The 16465-nt window shown below is 58.5% G+C and carries 15 protein-coding genes; 13 read left to right on the top strand and 2 right to left on the bottom strand.

Annotated features, from left to right (window positions below):
- The first annotated feature begins 65 nt into the window (after positions 1-65).
- From ugpA to FE840_RS02295, 9 genes are all read left to right on the top strand, one after another.
- Entirely contained in the window at positions 66-947 is an 882-nt protein-coding gene (gene ugpA, locus FE840_RS02255; protein ID WP_138288549.1) for a sn-glycerol-3-phosphate ABC transporter permease UgpA, read from the top strand.
- 9 nt (positions 948-956) lie between these two features.
- The gene (gene ugpE, locus FE840_RS02260; RefSeq protein ID WP_138288550.1) at positions 957-1805 is read left to right on the top strand and encodes a sn-glycerol-3-phosphate ABC transporter permease UgpE; all 849 of its coding nucleotides are present in this window, start codon (positions 957-959) and stop codon (positions 1803-1805) included.
- Positions 1805-2854: a sn-glycerol-3-phosphate import ATP-binding protein UgpC gene (locus tag FE840_RS02265; protein WP_138288551.1), complete on the top strand. Its 1050-nt coding sequence runs from the start codon at positions 1805-1807 to the stop codon at positions 2852-2854. The genes ugpE and FE840_RS02265 overlap by 1 nt, the downstream gene beginning before the upstream one ends.
- A 194-nt stretch (positions 2855-3048) precedes the next feature.
- Positions 3049-4086, top strand: a complete 1038-nt coding sequence (gene bchI / locus FE840_RS02270) for a magnesium chelatase ATPase subunit I (protein WP_138288552.1) — start codon at positions 3049-3051, stop codon at positions 4084-4086.
- Positions 4079-5917 carry a VWA domain-containing protein gene (locus FE840_RS02275; protein ID WP_171033771.1) on the top strand — a complete coding sequence of 613 codons (1839 nt, stop codon included), beginning with the start codon at positions 4079-4081 and terminating at the stop codon, positions 5915-5917. Before bchI ends, FE840_RS02275 begins: the two co-directional genes overlap by 8 nt.
- The gene (gene bchO, locus FE840_RS02280; RefSeq protein WP_138288554.1) at positions 5914-6837 is read left to right on the top strand and encodes an alpha/beta fold hydrolase BchO; all 924 of its coding nucleotides are present in this window, start codon (positions 5914-5916) and stop codon (positions 6835-6837) included. The genes FE840_RS02275 and bchO overlap by 4 nt, the downstream gene beginning before the upstream one ends.
- Positions 6834-8396, top strand: coding sequence for a phytoene desaturase (locus tag FE840_RS02285; RefSeq protein WP_138288555.1), 1563 nt, complete (start codon positions 6834-6836; stop codon positions 8394-8396). Before bchO ends, FE840_RS02285 begins: the two co-directional genes overlap by 4 nt.
- The gene (locus tag FE840_RS02290; RefSeq protein WP_138288556.1) at positions 8393-9577 is read left to right on the top strand and encodes a phytoene/squalene synthase family protein; all 1185 of its coding nucleotides are present in this window, start codon (positions 8393-8395) and stop codon (positions 9575-9577) included. The genes FE840_RS02285 and FE840_RS02290 overlap by 4 nt, the downstream gene beginning before the upstream one ends.
- Positions 9570-9722, top strand: coding sequence for a hypothetical protein (locus FE840_RS02295; RefSeq protein ID WP_171033772.1), 153 nt, complete (start codon positions 9570-9572; stop codon positions 9720-9722). Before FE840_RS02290 ends, FE840_RS02295 begins: the two co-directional genes overlap by 8 nt.
- Positions 9723-9759: 37 nt before the next feature.
- On the opposite strand, the gene FE840_RS02300 is transcribed toward FE840_RS02295, so the two are convergent.
- Positions 9760-10374, bottom strand: a complete 615-nt coding sequence (locus FE840_RS02300; protein WP_246318834.1) for a carotenoid 1,2-hydratase — start codon at positions 10372-10374, stop codon at positions 9760-9762.
- A 230-nt stretch (positions 10375-10604) separates the two neighbouring features.
- Entirely contained in the window at positions 10605-12197 is a 1593-nt protein-coding gene (gene crtD / locus FE840_RS02305) for a 1-hydroxycarotenoid 3,4-desaturase CrtD (protein WP_138288558.1), read from the bottom strand.
- A gap of 111 nt (positions 12198-12308) precedes the next feature.
- Here crtD and FE840_RS02310 point away from each other — a divergent pair, with 111 nt between their 5' ends.
- The 4 genes from FE840_RS02310 to FE840_RS02325 all read left to right on the top strand — a co-directional run bounded on the left by FE840_RS02310 (position 12309) and on the right by FE840_RS02325 (position 16454).
- Positions 12309-13178, top strand: a complete 870-nt coding sequence (locus tag FE840_RS02310) for a polyprenyl synthetase family protein (protein ID WP_138288559.1) — start codon at positions 12309-12311, stop codon at positions 13176-13178.
- 218 nt (positions 13179-13396) lie between these two features.
- Positions 13397-14398, top strand: a complete 1002-nt coding sequence (locus FE840_RS02315) for a methyltransferase (protein ID WP_210271778.1) — start codon at positions 13397-13399, stop codon at positions 14396-14398.
- Positions 14399-14511: 113 nt separating this feature from the next.
- On the top strand, positions 14512-15450 hold the full coding sequence (gene bchC, locus FE840_RS02320) for a chlorophyll synthesis pathway protein BchC (RefSeq protein WP_138288560.1): 939 nt from the start codon (positions 14512-14514) through the stop codon (positions 15448-15450).
- Positions 15447-16454 carry a chlorophyllide a reductase iron protein subunit X gene (locus tag FE840_RS02325; RefSeq protein ID WP_138288561.1) on the top strand — a complete coding sequence of 336 codons (1008 nt, stop codon included), beginning with the start codon at positions 15447-15449 and terminating at the stop codon, positions 16452-16454. Before bchC ends, FE840_RS02325 begins: the two co-directional genes overlap by 4 nt.
- Positions 16455-16465 lie beyond the last annotated feature (11 nt).

The raw sequence follows: 16465 nt of genomic DNA on the forward strand, positions 1-16465 counted from the left end.
ACAACACCGCCCGCATCATATGATGCGGGCGGTGCTTTTTCTCTGGCCGGCTGAGGAGCTTCACCTTGCACACGGTTCACTTCCCGAACAAAATCCTGCCCTACCTGCTCTTGGCGCCGCAGATCATCCTGACGCTGGTGTTCTTCTTCTGGCCCGCAAGCCAGGCGATCTACCAGTCCATGCTGAGGGAAGACCCGTTCGGGCTCAAAAGCACTTTCGTGGGCTTTGCCAATTTCTCGGCGATCCTGTCGGATCCGAACTATCTTCATTCGTTCCAGGTGACGATTGTCTTCAGTGCACTGACGGCGCTGGTATCGATGGCTGTCGCGCTGTTGCTCGCAACGGCTGCCGACAAGGTTGTCCGCGGCCAGACATTTTACCGCACCCTGTTGATCTGGCCCTATGCCGTCGCGCCCGCCGTTGCCGGCATGCTGTGGCTCTTCATGTTCAATCCGGCGATGGGGACGCTCGCCTATCTCCTGCGTTCTACAGGCTTCGACTGGGACCCCCTTCTGAAGGGCGACCAGGCCATGGCGCTCATTGTCTTCGCCGCCGCCTGGAAGCAGATCAGCTACAACTTCCTCTTCTTCGTCGCCGGTCTCCAGGCGATCCCGAAGTCGCTCATCGAGGCCGCAGCGATCGATGGCGCCCGCGGCAGCCGCCGCTTCTGGACGATCATCTTCCCGCTCCTTGCACCGACGACCTTCTTCCTGCTTGTCGTCAACACCGTCTACGCCTTCTTCGACACGTTCGGCATCATTCATGCCGTCACCGGCGGTGGCCCGGCAAAGGCGACAGAAACGCTGGTCTACAAGGTTTACAATGATGGCTTCGTCAACCTGAACCTCGGCTCATCGGCCGCCCAGTCCGTCATCCTGATGATCATCGTCATTGGCCTTACGGCCTTCCAGTTCCGCTTCGTCGAGAAGCGGGTGCATTACGGCTGAGGACCGGACATGATTGAAAAACGCCCCATCGCCAATCTGATTGGCCACCTGATCCTCGTCATCGGCATCATCATCGTTGCCTTTCCGATCTACTACACTTTCATCGCCTCATCGATGAGTTCGCAGGACATCATTCGCCCGCCCATGTCCTTGCTTCCAGGCGATCAACTCGTCGAGAACTATACAGAAGCCATGTCCGGGGGCGTTGAGCGTGTCGTCGGCGTCAGCCTTGAGCGGCTGCTGTTCAATTCCTTCGTGGTCGCGATCGCGATCGCCGTCGGCAAGATCATCATCTCGTTCCTGTCGGCCTTCGCGATCGTCTTCTTCCGCTTCCGTTTCCGGATGTTCTTCTTCTGGATGATCTTCATCACCCTGATGCTGCCGGTCGAGGTGCGCATTCTGCCCACCTACAAGGTGATTGTGGATCTCGGGCTGATCGACACCTATGCGGGGCTGACACTTCCCTTGATGGCGTCGGCGACGGCCACCTTTCTGTTCCGACAGTTCTTCCTGACGATCCCGGGCGAGCTGGTGGAAGCCGCGCGAATCGACAATGCCGGCCCCTTCCGCTTCATGAAGGATATCCTGCTGCCGCTGTCGAGCACCAACATCGCAGCGCTCTTCGTGATCCTCTTCATCTACGGGTGGACCCAGTATCTCTGGCCGCTTCTGGTCACGAACGACGCCAAGATGAACACGATCATCATCGGCCTGCGCCGCATGGTCGATTTCACCGACGCCTCCACGCCCTGGAATTACGTCATGGTCACGGCGATCCTCGCCATCATCCCTCCCATCATCGTTGTCGTTCTGATGCAGCGATGGTTCGTCAAAGGTCTTGTGGAGACAGAAAAGTAATGGCCCAGATTGTTTTGAACGATGTCCGCAAGATGTATGGCAATGTCGAAGCCATCAAAGGCGTGTCTCTGGAAATCGCCGATGGCGAGCTTGTGGTTCTCGTTGGCCCGTCAGGCTGTGGCAAGTCCACGCTGTTGCGCATGATTGCCGGTCTAGAGAGCATTTCAGGCGGTGAGATCACAATCGGCGAAAGGGTGGTGAACCAGCTGGAACCGTCCGAACGAGACATCGCCATGGTGTTCCAGAACTACGCGCTCTACCCGCATATGACCGTGCGCCAGAACCTCGCCTACGGTCTGAAGAACCGCAACACGCCGAAGGACGAGATCGACCGCCGCATCGAACGAGCCGCCAAGGCACTGGAGATCGAGCAGTTCCTGGAACGCAAGCCCCGCCAGCTCTCTGGCGGCCAGCGTCAGCGTGTCGCCATGGGCCGCGCGATCGTCCGAGAGCCCGCCGCCTATCTGTTCGACGAACCTCTGTCGAACCTTGATGCCAAGCTGCGCGTGCAGATGCGTGTCGAGATCAAGCGGCTGCAACGCTCGCTCGCCACGACCAGCGTCTATGTCACCCACGACCAGATGGAAGCCATGACGCTTGCCGACAGGCTCGTGGTGCTGAATGCCGGGCGTATCGAACAGGTCGGCACGCCGATTGAGCTTTACGAGCGCCCCGCGACGACCTTTGTCGCGACCTTTATCGGCTCGCCGTCGATGAATCTGCTCAAAATGGCGAAAGCGACCGATAGCTGGTCGATGAAATCGGATGCAATAGTTCCATCAGAAACTGCCACCCTCGGCATCCGCCCGGAAGACTTGCATGTGATCGAAGGCGACAGCGGCGAAGAGACTTTCATCGCCTCTGTGAAGGTCGCGGCGGTCGAGCTCGTTGGAGCCGAAAGCTATGTGCATGGCACGCTGACCGATGGCAGCGATATCGTGTTTCGTGTGGCAGGTCGCTCTCGGATCGAGATGGACGACATTGTGAACATCGGTGCGAAAGCAACCGGCTTACACTTCTTCGACGCAAGCGGCGCGCGTCTCGACTGACGGGATTGACATGGAAACAGGAAGGGGCCTTGACGGGCCCCTTTTTGCTAAGGACGACCACCGCGCCGTTCTGCGAACGATCGCCTTTTTGTGGCTTGGCGACGCGTACCACAAAGAAAAACGAGATTGCCCCTTCAAAGCGTGACAAAAAAGTGTAAACATAAGTTGACACATACGTTGCGAGTGAGGGTCCCATGCCGAAGCCCTTTCCATTCTCCGCCATAGTTGCCCAGGAGGATATGAAGAAGGCGCTGCTGATGGCAGCGGTCGATCCGTCTTTGGGCGGCGTCCTGATCTTTGGTGATCGGGGAACAGGGAAATCCACCGCCGTTCGCGCCCTGGCAGAACTTCTTCCGAAAATCGAAACCCGCCAGGGCTGTCGCTACAATTGCCTCCCCGCTGAACCCCAGGCCTGCTGCCCGCAATGTCAGCCTGGAGCGAGCGGAAAACGGCCTGCGATCAGCAAGCAGCGCACACCGATGGTCGATCTGCCCCTTGGTGCCAGTGAAGACCGGGTCTGTGGAGCGCTGGATCTGGAAAAGGCCCTTGTCGCCGGAGAAAAGGAGTTCGAACCCGGTCTCCTTGCCGCAGCCAATCGTGGTTTCCTCTACATTGATGAAGTCAACCTTCTGGAAGACCACCTGGTCGATCTGCTTCTCGACGCCGCCGCGTCAGGCGTGAACGTCGTCGAGCGTGAAGGATTGAGCATCCGCCATGCCGCCCGGTTCGTTCTGGTCGGCAGCGGTAATCCGGAAGAAGGCGACCTTCGACCACAGCTGCTTGATCGCTTCGGTCTCTCCGTTGAAGTCACAACGATCAACAAGCTGGAAGAACGGATTGAGGTCATTCGCCGGCGCGACGCCTATGAGGCCGACCCGGATGACTTCTCGGCCACATGGGCGAGAAAGGATACCGCCATCCGGAATCGCGTGGTAACCGCCCGGAAGATCCTGCGTGACGTGGAAGTCCCAGACACGATCCTGATGCGAATGTCGCAACTTTGCATGAGCCTTGGCATCGACGGAATGCGCGGCGAATTGACCCTGATGAGGGCCTGCCGTTCCGCTGCAGCACTGGACGGGCGCAGGAGCGTTACATGGGACGATGTCGCAGATATCTCACCCATGGTTCTCTGCCACCGTCTGCGACGCGATCCGTTGGATGACGCCGGCAGCGCACCACGCATCAGGCGTGCTCTCGCGGGAGTCGAAAACGGGGTCGGCCATGGCTGACCTCCGGCCACAACCGGGATTCCAAGAGGCTCTTCGCGCGCATGGCGAAGCAAACTGGCGTGATGCCTTGCTGGCCACTCGACTGTTGGCGGCCGGCGGGCCGGTCATGGGAGGTATCTGGATCAAAGCTCGTGCCGGCGGCGTCCGCGACTGCTACCTTGAGCATCTCCGCACCGTTGTCCGACCAGATAAACCGTGGCTGAGATTGCCCGCCAATGCCTCCGTGTCCTGGCTGCTGGATTCCGTGGACCTCGCGGCATCGGCCATGGCCGGATTCATGGTGAGGAAAAAGGGGTTGCTCAACGCCGTGAGGGGCGGAGTATTGTTGATCCCGATGGCAGAGCGGATCGATCAGACCTGTGCCGCCGTGATCGCAAATGCCCTCGACCAGTCAAGGGAACACGACTTCCTGGTGATCGCCCTCGATGAGGCGGTTGACGACGACGAATCCCTGCCGGCCGCACTTGCGGAGAGGCTGGCTCTGAAAGTGGATCTGCATTCAACAGCATGGACGGCAGCCCAGCAGGGACACACCGTAGCAATGGCAGACCCGGCTGCAAGGATCATCGATGCACGCCTGGGCAAGGAACTCTTTGAACTGGTTTCCAACATCACACTGGCGACAGGCCATGCCTCGCTGCGCAGCCTGATGCATGTGGCCAATGCAAGCCGGATAGTTGCGAGCCTGCATGAAAGGCTGGACGTTGGCGAGGAAGATGCAATCTGTGCGCTGCGTCTTTGTCTTGGAATACAGCTCACAGCACCTGACAGGTCTGCTCAACAAGAACCAGACCCGCCAGCGCCGGAACATGGAGAACCGACAAACCGCCCGGAAGACCAGAGGGCGCAACCGCCTGAGAGTGCCGAGCGAGAACAGCAAAGCCAGCATGATACGCCAGTCAACCTGAACCAACTGACGGAGCTTCTCGCAGCCGTCGAAAAAGGTGTAATCGGTGATATTCCCGCTTTCCTGTCAGGCGAAAGATTCCGAGCCAAAAGCGGCAAGGCCGGCAAGGCCGGCTCGATGCAGAAGGATGCAAGGCGCGGACGTCCATTCGGCCTTGCCCAGTCACCACCCTACCCGGAAGCTCGACCGGATGTGATTGCCACACTTCGTGCCGCAGCCCCTTGGCAAAGGATTAGACAGGCTCAGCGGCAACGTCTGGCGGAGCGTGGTGAAACAAGCAACATGCAGCCGGCAGCATCTCAAAAGCTGTTGATCACCCGAGAAGACTATCGCTACCAGCGCCTTCGTCATCAAGCACCTTCGACCGCTATTTTCATGGTGGATGCGTCAGGCTCTACCGCCCTTGAGCGACTGGGCGAAACCAAGGGAGCAATCGAACAGCTTCTTGCACGATGCTACGTCCGTCGCGACGAGGTAGCCCTCATCGCCTTTCGCGGCACAACAGCCGAGACTGTCCTGCCTCCTACCCGATCGCTGGTTGCCGCCAAGCGTAAACTGGCAGGCCTGCTCGGAGGCGGACCGACACCCCTTGTATCCGGTCTGGAGCAGGGACTGCAGATGGCGCTGGCCTTGCGCCGTCGGGGAACAACGCCAATCCTTGTGCTGATGACGGATGGCAGTGGCAATGTCGCTCTCGACGGATCGCCAGACCGCGCCTTGGCGGCCGAACAACTGATGATCATGGCCCGTAAATATCGTGCATTGGAAATCAGGAGCATCTGCATCGACATCGCCCGGCGCCCGCGAGAAGCAGTCACCCGGCTCGCCGCAGAAATGGGAGCTGATCTCCATGTGCTGCCTCGCGCAGACGCACGGAGAATGGCTGATCTGGTCAATGCCTCCATGGAGGCACAGGGATCATGACAATCGCCGGTACATGGCTGAAGTGGCGTGACGAAAAGGCCAGATGGCCCCACGCCGGCACGAGCCGCTTTATCTCCACCCAAAACTTTGACTGGCATGTGCAACTGCCGGGTCAGGAGACTGGTCCAAAGATCCTTCTTCTCCATGGTACAGGTGCATCATCCCACTCCTGGCGAAATCTCGTCAGCCAAATGGAGGGACGCTTCCAGTTCATGGTACCGGATCTGCCCTGCCACGGGTTCACCACGCCCAAAAGCACACCGGATCTTTCGCTTCATGGCATGGCGAAAGCGATTGCCGCATTGCTGGAAAAGATAGATGTCAAACCGGATGTGATCCTTGGGCATTCGGCAGGTGCCGCCATTGGCGTTGCCCTGGCAGCGGGAACCTTTGCAACCCCCGCCAACCTAGGCAATGTCAAGCAGGTCGTTGCCATCAATGGCGCCTTCTTGCCAATACGCGGCTATCGTCTTTTCTCTCCGATGGCGAAGGCTCTCTTCGCAAATCCTCTGTCTGCCACAATGTTCTCCATGCTCGCCGGCAGCACTCCCCTTGGCGGAAATCTTCTTGAAGCGACAGGATCAAGCATCGATCCCCTGGGACGCGATATTTATCGAACTCTACTCGGGTCCAGCGGCCATGTCCGTGGCGCGCTCGGCATGATGGCCGCCTGGGATTTGAGCCGCTTCGACGACCTTCTTCGCCATCTGAAATTGCCTCTGACCCTGATTGCCACCCGGGATGACCCGATGGTGCCACACGACAACTCGGTACATGCGGCACGAACGGCACCCAGAGCTCAACTTGTGAGCCTGTCGACGGGCGGACATCTGGTGCATGAGTGCAATGCTCAGGAGGTCGCAAGACAGATCGAGCATGCAGTCTTCACCAGGACCCAGAATGGAGCGGACGCCGCATGAACATGACCGAACGCTTCCGGCCACACCGACCAGGACCAGACGGAACCAAACCGCACGCAGTGATCATCGGCGCTGGCGTCGGTGGACTTGCAACCGGCGCACTCCTTGCCGCCCGTGGTTATCAAGTGACGATCTTCGATCCGCTCGACGCACCGGGCGGCAGAGCCTATGCCTATCGCCAGGATGGCTTCGTCTTTGACGCTGGACCGACGATCATCACCGCACCCTGGCTATTCGAGGAGCTTTGGCGAGATTGCGGCGGTCGTCTTGCCGATGACGTCGAGTTTCGCGAAAACACACCCTTCTACAAGATTCGTTTCGATGACGGCTCGGTCTTCAACTATTCCGGAGATCGAGAGGCCATGGAACAGGAAGTGGCCCGCTTCGAGCCCGACGACGTCAAGGGCTATCGCAGTTTCATGGACGAAAGCAGGCGCATCTACGAGGTCGCCTTTGAGCAATTGGCGGCAAAGCCGTTTCATAGCATCAGCTTCACGGCAAAGGTTCTTGCAAGGCTTGTTCGACTTGGCGGTTATCGCTCGGTCTATTCGGTCGTTGCCAGCCATTTCAAGAACGAGAAGCTCCGCAACATCTTTTCCTTTCATCCGCTCCTGATCGGGGGCAATCCGTTCTCGGCGACTTCCTTCTACTGCCTGATCGCTCATCTCGAAGGCAAGTATGGTGTGCATTATGCAGTGGGTGGCACCAATGCGCTGGTGCGCGGAATTGCAAGCCTTGTCACCCGCAATGGGGGCACGATCCGCCTGAAAGAAACCGTCGAGACCATCCTGACCAAAGGCAACAGAGCGACGGGTATTCGCCTCTCCTCCGGAGAAGAAGTTTCGGCAGATCTTGTTGTCTCAAACTGCGATCCCGCTTCCACCTACGGAAAACTCCTCAGGGACCACAAGCGCAAACGCTGGACAGACCGCAAGATCGCCCGCGGCGATTATTCCATGAGCCTGTTTGTCTGGTACTTCGGCACGAACCGTCGCTATGATGATGTCTATCATCACACCATGGTGTTCGGCCCCAGATACAAGGGGTTGCTGGACGACATCTTCAAGAAGAAAGTGCTGGCTGAAGACTTCAGCCTGTATCTGCATCGTCCCAGTGCTTCTGATCCATCCTTGGCGCCTGAAGGATGCGACGCTTTCTATGTGCTGAGCCCCGTACCGAATCTCGCCAGCAAGACGGATTGGCAAGAAATTGCAAAGCGTTACCGGAAAAAAGTAGAACAACGTCTGGAAGAGACGCTTCTGCCCGAGCTTAACAAACACATCGTGACATCGCGGGTCACAACCCCGGTCGATTTTCACGATCGGCTCCTATCTTGGGAGGGTGCAGCGTTTGCCCTTGAGCCAAAGCTCCTGCAAAGCGCTTGGTTTCGCCCACATAACAAGAGTGAGGAGCTCGAAAACCTCTATCTGTGCGGCGCAGGTACCCATCCTGGAGCAGGGCTGCCGGGGGTGGTGTGCTCGGCCAGGATCGTCGCAGATATGGTGCCAGATCCGAAAGCGTTTTCTGATCGCCGCAATGGAGGGGATACCTTCCAATGACGGTTTGGTCGCCTGAAAACGATTGTTCATCGCACCAGCCAGTCCTGGCCGTCCCTTTCCATCGGAGACCGGCCAGCCTCAATTATGGATTTTCCGGAGAAACGACGGATCTGAAGGCATGTTCAACGGCCATCCGGAGGGGCTCAAGATCCTTTCACCTCGCTGCACAACTGCTTCCATCCCGAACCCGTCAGGCGGCTTTCTCGCTGTACGCTTTCTGTCGCCATTCCGACGATCTGATTGATGGCGCCGGCGCTGAGAAGAATGTTCTTGCATCGCTGCGGCAGCGGCTCAATCTGATCTATCAGGGACGTCCCGCACCGCTCGCCTGTGACCGCGCCTTTGCGCGCACAGTTCAGGAATATGCCATCCCGAAACTCGTCGCTGAGACCCTTCTGGACGGTTTTGAAATGGACACCGCCCAGCGGCGATTTCAGACGATCGCCGAGGTCAAGGATTATGCCAATTGCGTCGCGGCAACAGTCGGAATCATGATGGCGCTCGTCATGAAGACCGGCGAACCCGAAGCGCTTGCCCGCGCAGCCGATCTTGGGCTCGCGATGCAACTGACAAATATCGCCCGCGACGTCGGCGAAGACGTGCGCAACGGGCGACTTTATCTGCCGCAGGATTGGCTGAGGGATGTCGGGATTTCGCCGGAGGAGCTCATGCTGGATCCGCAGTTCTCACCGGCACTTGGAAGTGTCGTTGCGCGCTTGCTTGAAGAGGCCGATCATCACTACGGGCTCGGTCTTGCGGGCATCAGTTTTTTGCCTCCGGATTGCCGCCACGCGATCCGCACCGCTGCACTTGTCTACCAGGGGATTGGGACGCGTATCCGCGAAAACGGTTATGACAGCATCAGCCAACGCGCCTCGACGGCACTTTCAACAAAGCTTCGTCTCGCGCTCAACGCCCGTAGAGAGACAGAAAGCGAAAAGAGCGTGGCGCCTGAATTCGCAGCACAGCCCCCTGATGCGGCTACGGCTGCCTTGGTGATGCGTTCTGCACACAGCTACGCTGCGGCGAGAAAGCAGTCGCTGTCGTTACCGGTGCTCGAGAATGCTACGGGCCGCCTGGATCGCTTCGCCCTCATCCTGATGCAGCTGCAGGAAAGAGCCAGAGAAGAAAATCGCTTCCGTCGACGCCTTGTCCAGAGAAAGGTGACCGGTCTTGGCTGAGAACTATTTCGGACTGATAGAAGCGGTCTTCGTCTTCGGTCTCGCAGTTGCCTTCTATATCTGGCAGATGCGAGACCTGAAGAAGGAAAACGAGAAGGCGCGAAGACGCGCGGAAGAAGCCGCCAAAAAAAACGAGCAGCCCTGACGAGGGTCAAGGCGCCAGCCCCCAACCAACATGTTTCTCATGCCCGTCGGGGCATCTTGAAGGGCAACATCAGGCGCACCACAGGATTGGCAAGCCGGTTACAGTCCAGCGTCTCCTGCATCATGGTCAATCGCGTGCCTGTAACGGTGGTCTGCACCAACGCCCGGGAATAGAATGGCGTATCTTCAAGTGCGCGAACGACGATGGGTTGATAATCTTCATCGCAAGCTATCCCGCCCCGGACACCCCAGAAGCCCGCCTTCATCGGCTGTCTTTCAGGAATATCGACAGGAGCCACCTCACCCTCTGCGGAAATGCGAAGACCGATCCGGCGGCGGCGTCCATCCCGAAGCCTGGCATCGTAGAGAATTTGAGTACCGCTATCGGCATCGCCCCTCGCCCAATCCCAACCATCGAAATCTTGCTCGATCGGACGATTTCCAAAGTTGATGTCATGATAACCCCTGCCCGTCCAAGACCCCTCGGGAAAGACATCACATTCGACACTGGCCTGACATATCGGTGCCCGGGGCAGCCAAGAGTGATGTCCTTCATAATCGAGAGAATGAGGTTCCGTCGTAAAGGCTTCAGGCCTGAGCACGATCTTGCCCCTGACACGCTTTGGCAACCACCTCTGCCCGGGCCATGGCATGGCCATCTCATCGAACATAATGACGAAGCTGCCCCGCTCCAATTGAAACGAACTTGCACCTATCTGCAGGCACTCCACCGACCGGTTGAGCGACCGGCGACCCCGCTCCGTCATCGTCCAGACATTTCCATGCGGACCATAGAGAGCCACGTTGAAAGCAACGTGGTTGTCTGGATCACGACGCCCTCGCCAATGATAGTAAGGCGAAAAGACCGAGCCGACAAAAGCGATCACGGCGAAGGCGTAGCGCCCGCACGCGCTGGTGCCATCTGCGTACCACCAGTGATAGCCACCAGCCGGGGCAGGTTTGTCGAACCCATGTCCGCCATCAATTGATCGGCTGCCAGCTTGCCAGACAGGGCGGCCATCGGAACGCCTGGTCCCGGATGGACGCTCCCCCCTGCCAGATAAAGTCCCTTGATCGGACCCCGACATCCCGGTCGGTTGAAGGATGCGGCCCAGCCGTGAGATGCCATGCCGTAGAGCGCTCCTCCGCTCCCCGGATAAAGGCTTTCGAATTTGTCCGGAGCTGTGACCACCTGGGCATTCGCATCCCTGAGGATCGTCAAGCCATTCGCCGCCAGACGGCGGTCCATGCTGGTCAGACATCGTTCTAGCTCGCTTTCATCGTAGCGGCGACGATCACCATCAGCCGGCAGGTTCATCAAACAATAGAGCCGCTCGCTCGCACCGTGGGCATGACCGGCATGAAGTTTGCCGGAGGCATCGCGATCCTGAGCGCAGACATAAACCGTAGGATCACGCGGCGGCATCTGACGGCCAAAGATCGCGCCGAACTCGCTGTGATAGTTGTCCGAAAAGAATACCGTGTGATGGGCAAGCGGAACGCCCCGGGGCACGCCCATGGAACAGGCAACAAGGGCTGACAGCGAACGCTCTTTCGGGCGCTGACCTGACGAAGACGGGATTGACGGACCAAGCAAGCGCGGCAAGGCTGCAACGTCACCGTTGTAGACAACAGCCTGTGCGTCGATATGACGTTCATCGTCAGTCATCACGCCAGAGACGGCTTTTCCAGAGTTGTCCCTGCAGATCTTGCGGACACGGGCACCGTAATGGACCTCGACTCCAAGGCGTATTGCCAGGTCGGCAAGGCCACGCGCGAGCGCGTTCATCCCGCCTTCGACCCTCCACACGCCTGCCTGCTCCACATGAGCGACCAGCATGAGGGTTGCCGGAGCGAGGAATGGTGAGGAGCCGCAATAGGTGGCGTATCGACCAAACAGCTGCCGCAAACGCGGATCAGAGAAGTAGCCGCCAAGCGCGCTCCACAACGTCGAAAACGGTTTCAATGCAAGAAGCGATCCTGGGCGGCGAAGACCGATCCTGAGGGAAAGCGAAGCAGGGTTGGGTCGCGTGGCATCAATGAAGCTGTCCTTCAGCAGCGTAAAAATGCGTGCACTGTCTTCTACGAACCGCTGAAATCCATCGGCGTCGGGTTTTCCGGCAAACTCCGCAATGGCCCGTCTGCTTTCCCGAACGTCAGCAAAAAGATCCAGGCTCTCACCTCGGTCCCAGTAATGGCGGGCCAGTAGATCGCAGCGATTGAGTGTAATCTCATCTTCCAGCCGCGTTCCGCACCGAGCCAACAGGTTGTCGAACACCCATTTCATGGTCATCACCGTGGGACCCGCGTCGAAACGCTGGCCCGATGTCTCGACCACTCGCATTTTTCCACCCGGCCCGTCGCCCGCCTCGACGACGATCACGCGGTGACCGGCAGCAGCCAGAAGCATAGCCGCCGCGAGACCGCCCATACCGGCCCCAATCACGACCACGGGCCGTTGCGCTGGCGCTGGCATCACCGATCTCCCAAAACCGAGTTGACAATCCATTTCATTGTGTCAATCTAAATTGACACATGGATACGTCAACATAATTTTACATCCATGTGGAAGCCAGGAGGCCGGCCGATGGATTTACCTGAGCGTATCGAAGCCGGAATACATCTCGCATTGCGTTATGCTACCGCCAATTGCTGTCCGCCGCAGCTTGCCAAGGCGATGCGCTATGCCGTGTTTCCCGGTGGAGCCCGCTTGAGACCGCGCCTCTGCCTCGCGGTCGCCGCTGCATGCGGCGACCGCGACCCCCAAGCGGCAGCCGCCGCAGCCGCAGCAATCGAGCTGCTTCACTGCGCCTCTCTTGTCCATGACGACATGCCTTGCTTTGATAACGCAGATATACGCCGCGGGAAGACTTCGGTCCATGTTGAGTTTGGCCAGGGTATAGCCTTGCTGGTCGGAGACGGTCTGATCGTTAGTGCTTTCGAGACAATCGCACGGGAAACCCAGCATAATCCAAGACTGACCGCGCCCCTGATCGCAACCATCGCAAACGCGGTCGGCTCCCCTAACGGGCTCGTTGCCGGCCAGGCATGGGAAAGCGAGGCAGACATTAATGTCAGCCATTATCACAGAGCAAAAACAGCATCCCTGTTCACGGGCGCAGTCGCCGCCGGGGCGCTCGCATCGGATGGCAATCCGCGCGACTGGTTCAGTTTGGCGGATGCCTTGGGAGCGGCCTACCAGGTTGCCGATGACCTTTATGACGCGATGGACGAAACGGGGAGCATGGGAAAACCGGCGGGCCAGGATCAACGAAACGGCAGGCCGAACATGGTCCAAGAGAGGGGTGTTCAGGAGGCCCTGAAGCATCTTCGCGAGCTGGTCGAGGAAGCGGCGGCAAGCGTACCCGAGTGCGAAGGATCTGACATGTTGCGGGCAATGATCTCAAAGGAAGCAATTCGGCTCATGCCGAAAAAGCTCGCAGCTAGCGCAGCCTGAGGCGCGCCATGAAATACCCCCGCGAGAATGGGCCGGCATTGACCACTTTGGCATCCTCCAGACCGGCCCTGATGATGCCGGATGTAGGGGGCGCACCAGAGACATGGTCGACACGCTTTCGCCTATGGCGGAACCGCCAGATTGCCTCCAGCCGGTTCAGACAAATGATGTCGCGCTGGCCCGTGACCCGCTGGATCGCAAATAGAAAATCTAACCAGATGTTTCATCTGGTGAGTGGCTTTGTCCACTCCCAGATCCTCTGGACCTGTGTCCGGCTGGACCTCTTTAATGTGCTGGTTGACCGCTGCCTGTCCACAAATGAACTGGCCAAGCATTGCGATCTGCCGATTGATCGCATGCGCCTTCTTCTGCAGCAGGCGGAACGGCTCGGCCTGATTCTCAGTCAAACCAATGATCGCTGGTTACTTGATGACGCAGGCGCGGTCATCGCCTCGGATCGAGGCCTCGCCCTCATGGTCCTCCACCATCAGATGTTTTACCGCGATCTCCTAAAGCCCGACGATTTGCTGCGATCACAATATCCCCAGACCGAACTTGCAAGCTATTGGGCTTATGCGCACCATCAGGCGCCGGAAGCGATCGGCGATGAAAACTGTGCGCCCTATTCCGAATTGATGCGGGAAAGCCAGGCGATGATGACCGACTGCATCTTGGGCTCCCATCATTTCGGCAATTATCGGACGGTGACAGATGTCGGCGGTGGCGAAGCTGCATTTCTGACGGCGCTCGGCCAGCGATACAACAAGCCATATTTGTCTCTCTTCGACCTTCCAGCTGTTGCCAAACGGGCTCGCAAGCGCCTTGAGGAAGCAAAGCTGACCCAGCGAGCAGAAGTTCATGGCGGCGACTTCAGCAAGGATGAATTGCCAGCGGACCGATTGGGTAAAGACGACTGCGTCACATTGATCCGCATACTTTGCGATCATGATGATGACCGCGTATTGCGCATTCTCCGCAATCTTCACCGTTCCATGCAACCCGGATGTCACCTGATTGTCGCAGAAGCCATGGCAGGCAAATCAGGCGGCAGTCGTCTCGCAGCTCTCTATTTCAGCCATTATTTCCTCGCTATGGGATCAGGTCGCTGCCGTTCCACTGACGAAATCCGCGCACTCTTGACCGAAGCCGGTTTTGTCGCCTTTCGAGCCAGAACGTCGACAAATCCCCTTCTTGCGACGCTGGTCCTTGCACAACGATAGCCCGAATCCATCAAACTCAAGCGCAAATGTGTAAATTTATGTTGACACCATGATGCGTCAATCTAAGATTACACATGAGGATCCTTGAAGGTTCCGGTGTCCGGGAGGCACAGATGCGTACCACAGCAGTCCTGTTCGAAAGACCTGGAAAGCTCTCAGTGAGAAGCCTCTCACTGCAGGAGCCAGCGAACGGCGATGTGGTTGTTGAAACTCTCGTCAGTGGCGTTTCGACTGGAACGGAGAAGCTGCTATTCGAGGGGAAGATGCCGAGTTTCCCGGGCATGGGCTATCCTCTGGTGCCGGGCTACGAATCGGTCGGCCGCGTCCTCGAAGCCGGCCCCGGTTCCGGTCGCAAAGCCGGAGAACTGGTGTTCGTTCCGGGCGCATCCTGTTTTAAAGACGCCGCTGGTTTGTTCGGTTCGACTGCACAACATCTCGTCGTACCCGGCAGCCGAGTTCATCAGGTGCCGCAAGACCTCGAAGAAGAGGCGGCCCTGCTTGCCTTGGCGGCAACGGCCTATCACGCAGTGCGCCGCGCCTCCGGACCCATCCAGCTGGTGATTGGCCATGGTGTGCTTGGAAGGCTGATTGCCCGGATCATTCTGGCCATTGGTGCGGCACCGCCTTTGGTCTGGGAAACGAACCCGTCGCGGTTCGACGGAGCAGAAGGCTATCGGGTCATCGATCCATCAACGGATGCCGAGATACGTTTCCAAGGTGTTGTTGATGCGAGCGGCAGTCTCGATGCCATTGATGTCGCCGTCGGGCGTATGGAAAAGCAGGGTGAATTGGTGCTGGCAGGCTTTTATGGAAAGCGGGTCGGCTTCGAATTTGCCCCTGCATTCATGCGCGAGATTTCACTTACCATCTCTGCCGAATTCAGACCGGCAGATATCGACGGGGTCCTCGCCCTGATCGCGCAACGGCGACTGTCCCTCAAGGGACTGATCACCCATCATGCCTCTCCGGCAAACGCCGAGGAGGCTTATCACACCGCATTCACCAATCCTGACTGCCTTAAAATGGTGATCGACTGGAGGAGAGCTGCATGAGCCTCGACCTGGAACTCGACGTCCGTAGCCAGATGCAGGATCGGCTAAGAGAAGAAGCCTCTGTCGACCCGGATCTGCCTGCGATCGGCAAGGTGACCAAGGAAACGCAGATCATCGCCATTTATGGCAAGGGCGGCATTGGCAAGAGCTTCACGCTCGCCAATCTCTCCTACATGCTGGCCCAGCTGGGCAAGAAGGTCCTGCTGATCGGATGCGATCCGAAGAGTGATACAACCTCCCTGCTTTTTGGCGGACGCGCCTGTCCAACCATCATTCAGACCGCCTCGCGCCGCAAGGAAGCCGGCCAGGAGGTCTCGATCTCGGATGTCTGTTTCAAGCGCGACGGCGTCTTCGCCATGGAACTCGGCGGACCGGAAGTCGGTCGCGGCTGTGGTGGCCGCGGCATCATCCACGGCTTCGAAACCCTAGAGAAGCTCGGCTTCCATGACTGGGATTTCGACTATGTCCTCTTGGACTTCCTCGGCGACGTCGTCTGCGGCGGCTTCGGCCTGCCGATCGCCCGCGACATGTGCCAGAAGGTCGTGGTCGTAGGCTCGAACGACCTGCAGTCGCTCTATGTCGCCAACAATGTCTGTTCGGCGGTGAAATACTTCCGCAATCTCGGCGGCAATGTCGGCGTCGCAGGCCTTGTCATCAACAAGGACGACGGCACCGGCGAGGCGCAGGCTTTCGCAGATGCCGTTGGCATTCCGGTTCTGGCCTCGATCCCGCAGGACGACGACATCCGCCGCAAGAGTGCGAATTACCAGATCATCGGGACCCATGACAGCCAATGGGGTCCGCTCTTCGAAGCCCTCTCCATCAATCTTGCCGAAGCTCCCCCGGTCCTCCCCCGACCGCTCGATCAGGATGGCCTGCTCGGCCTCTTCGATGCGAGCGAAACAGGTGCCGATTACAAGCTCCAGCCAGCCCTGCCGGAAGACATGTGCGCCACCGGCGCGCTGCAACGGCCATCGCTGGAAGTCGTCTACGACAATGTGTGAGATCGGGTGAA

The organism is Peteryoungia desertarenae, assembly GCF_005860795.2.
GTDB classification, from domain to species: Bacteria; Pseudomonadota; Alphaproteobacteria; order Rhizobiales; family Rhizobiaceae; genus Allorhizobium; species Allorhizobium desertarenae.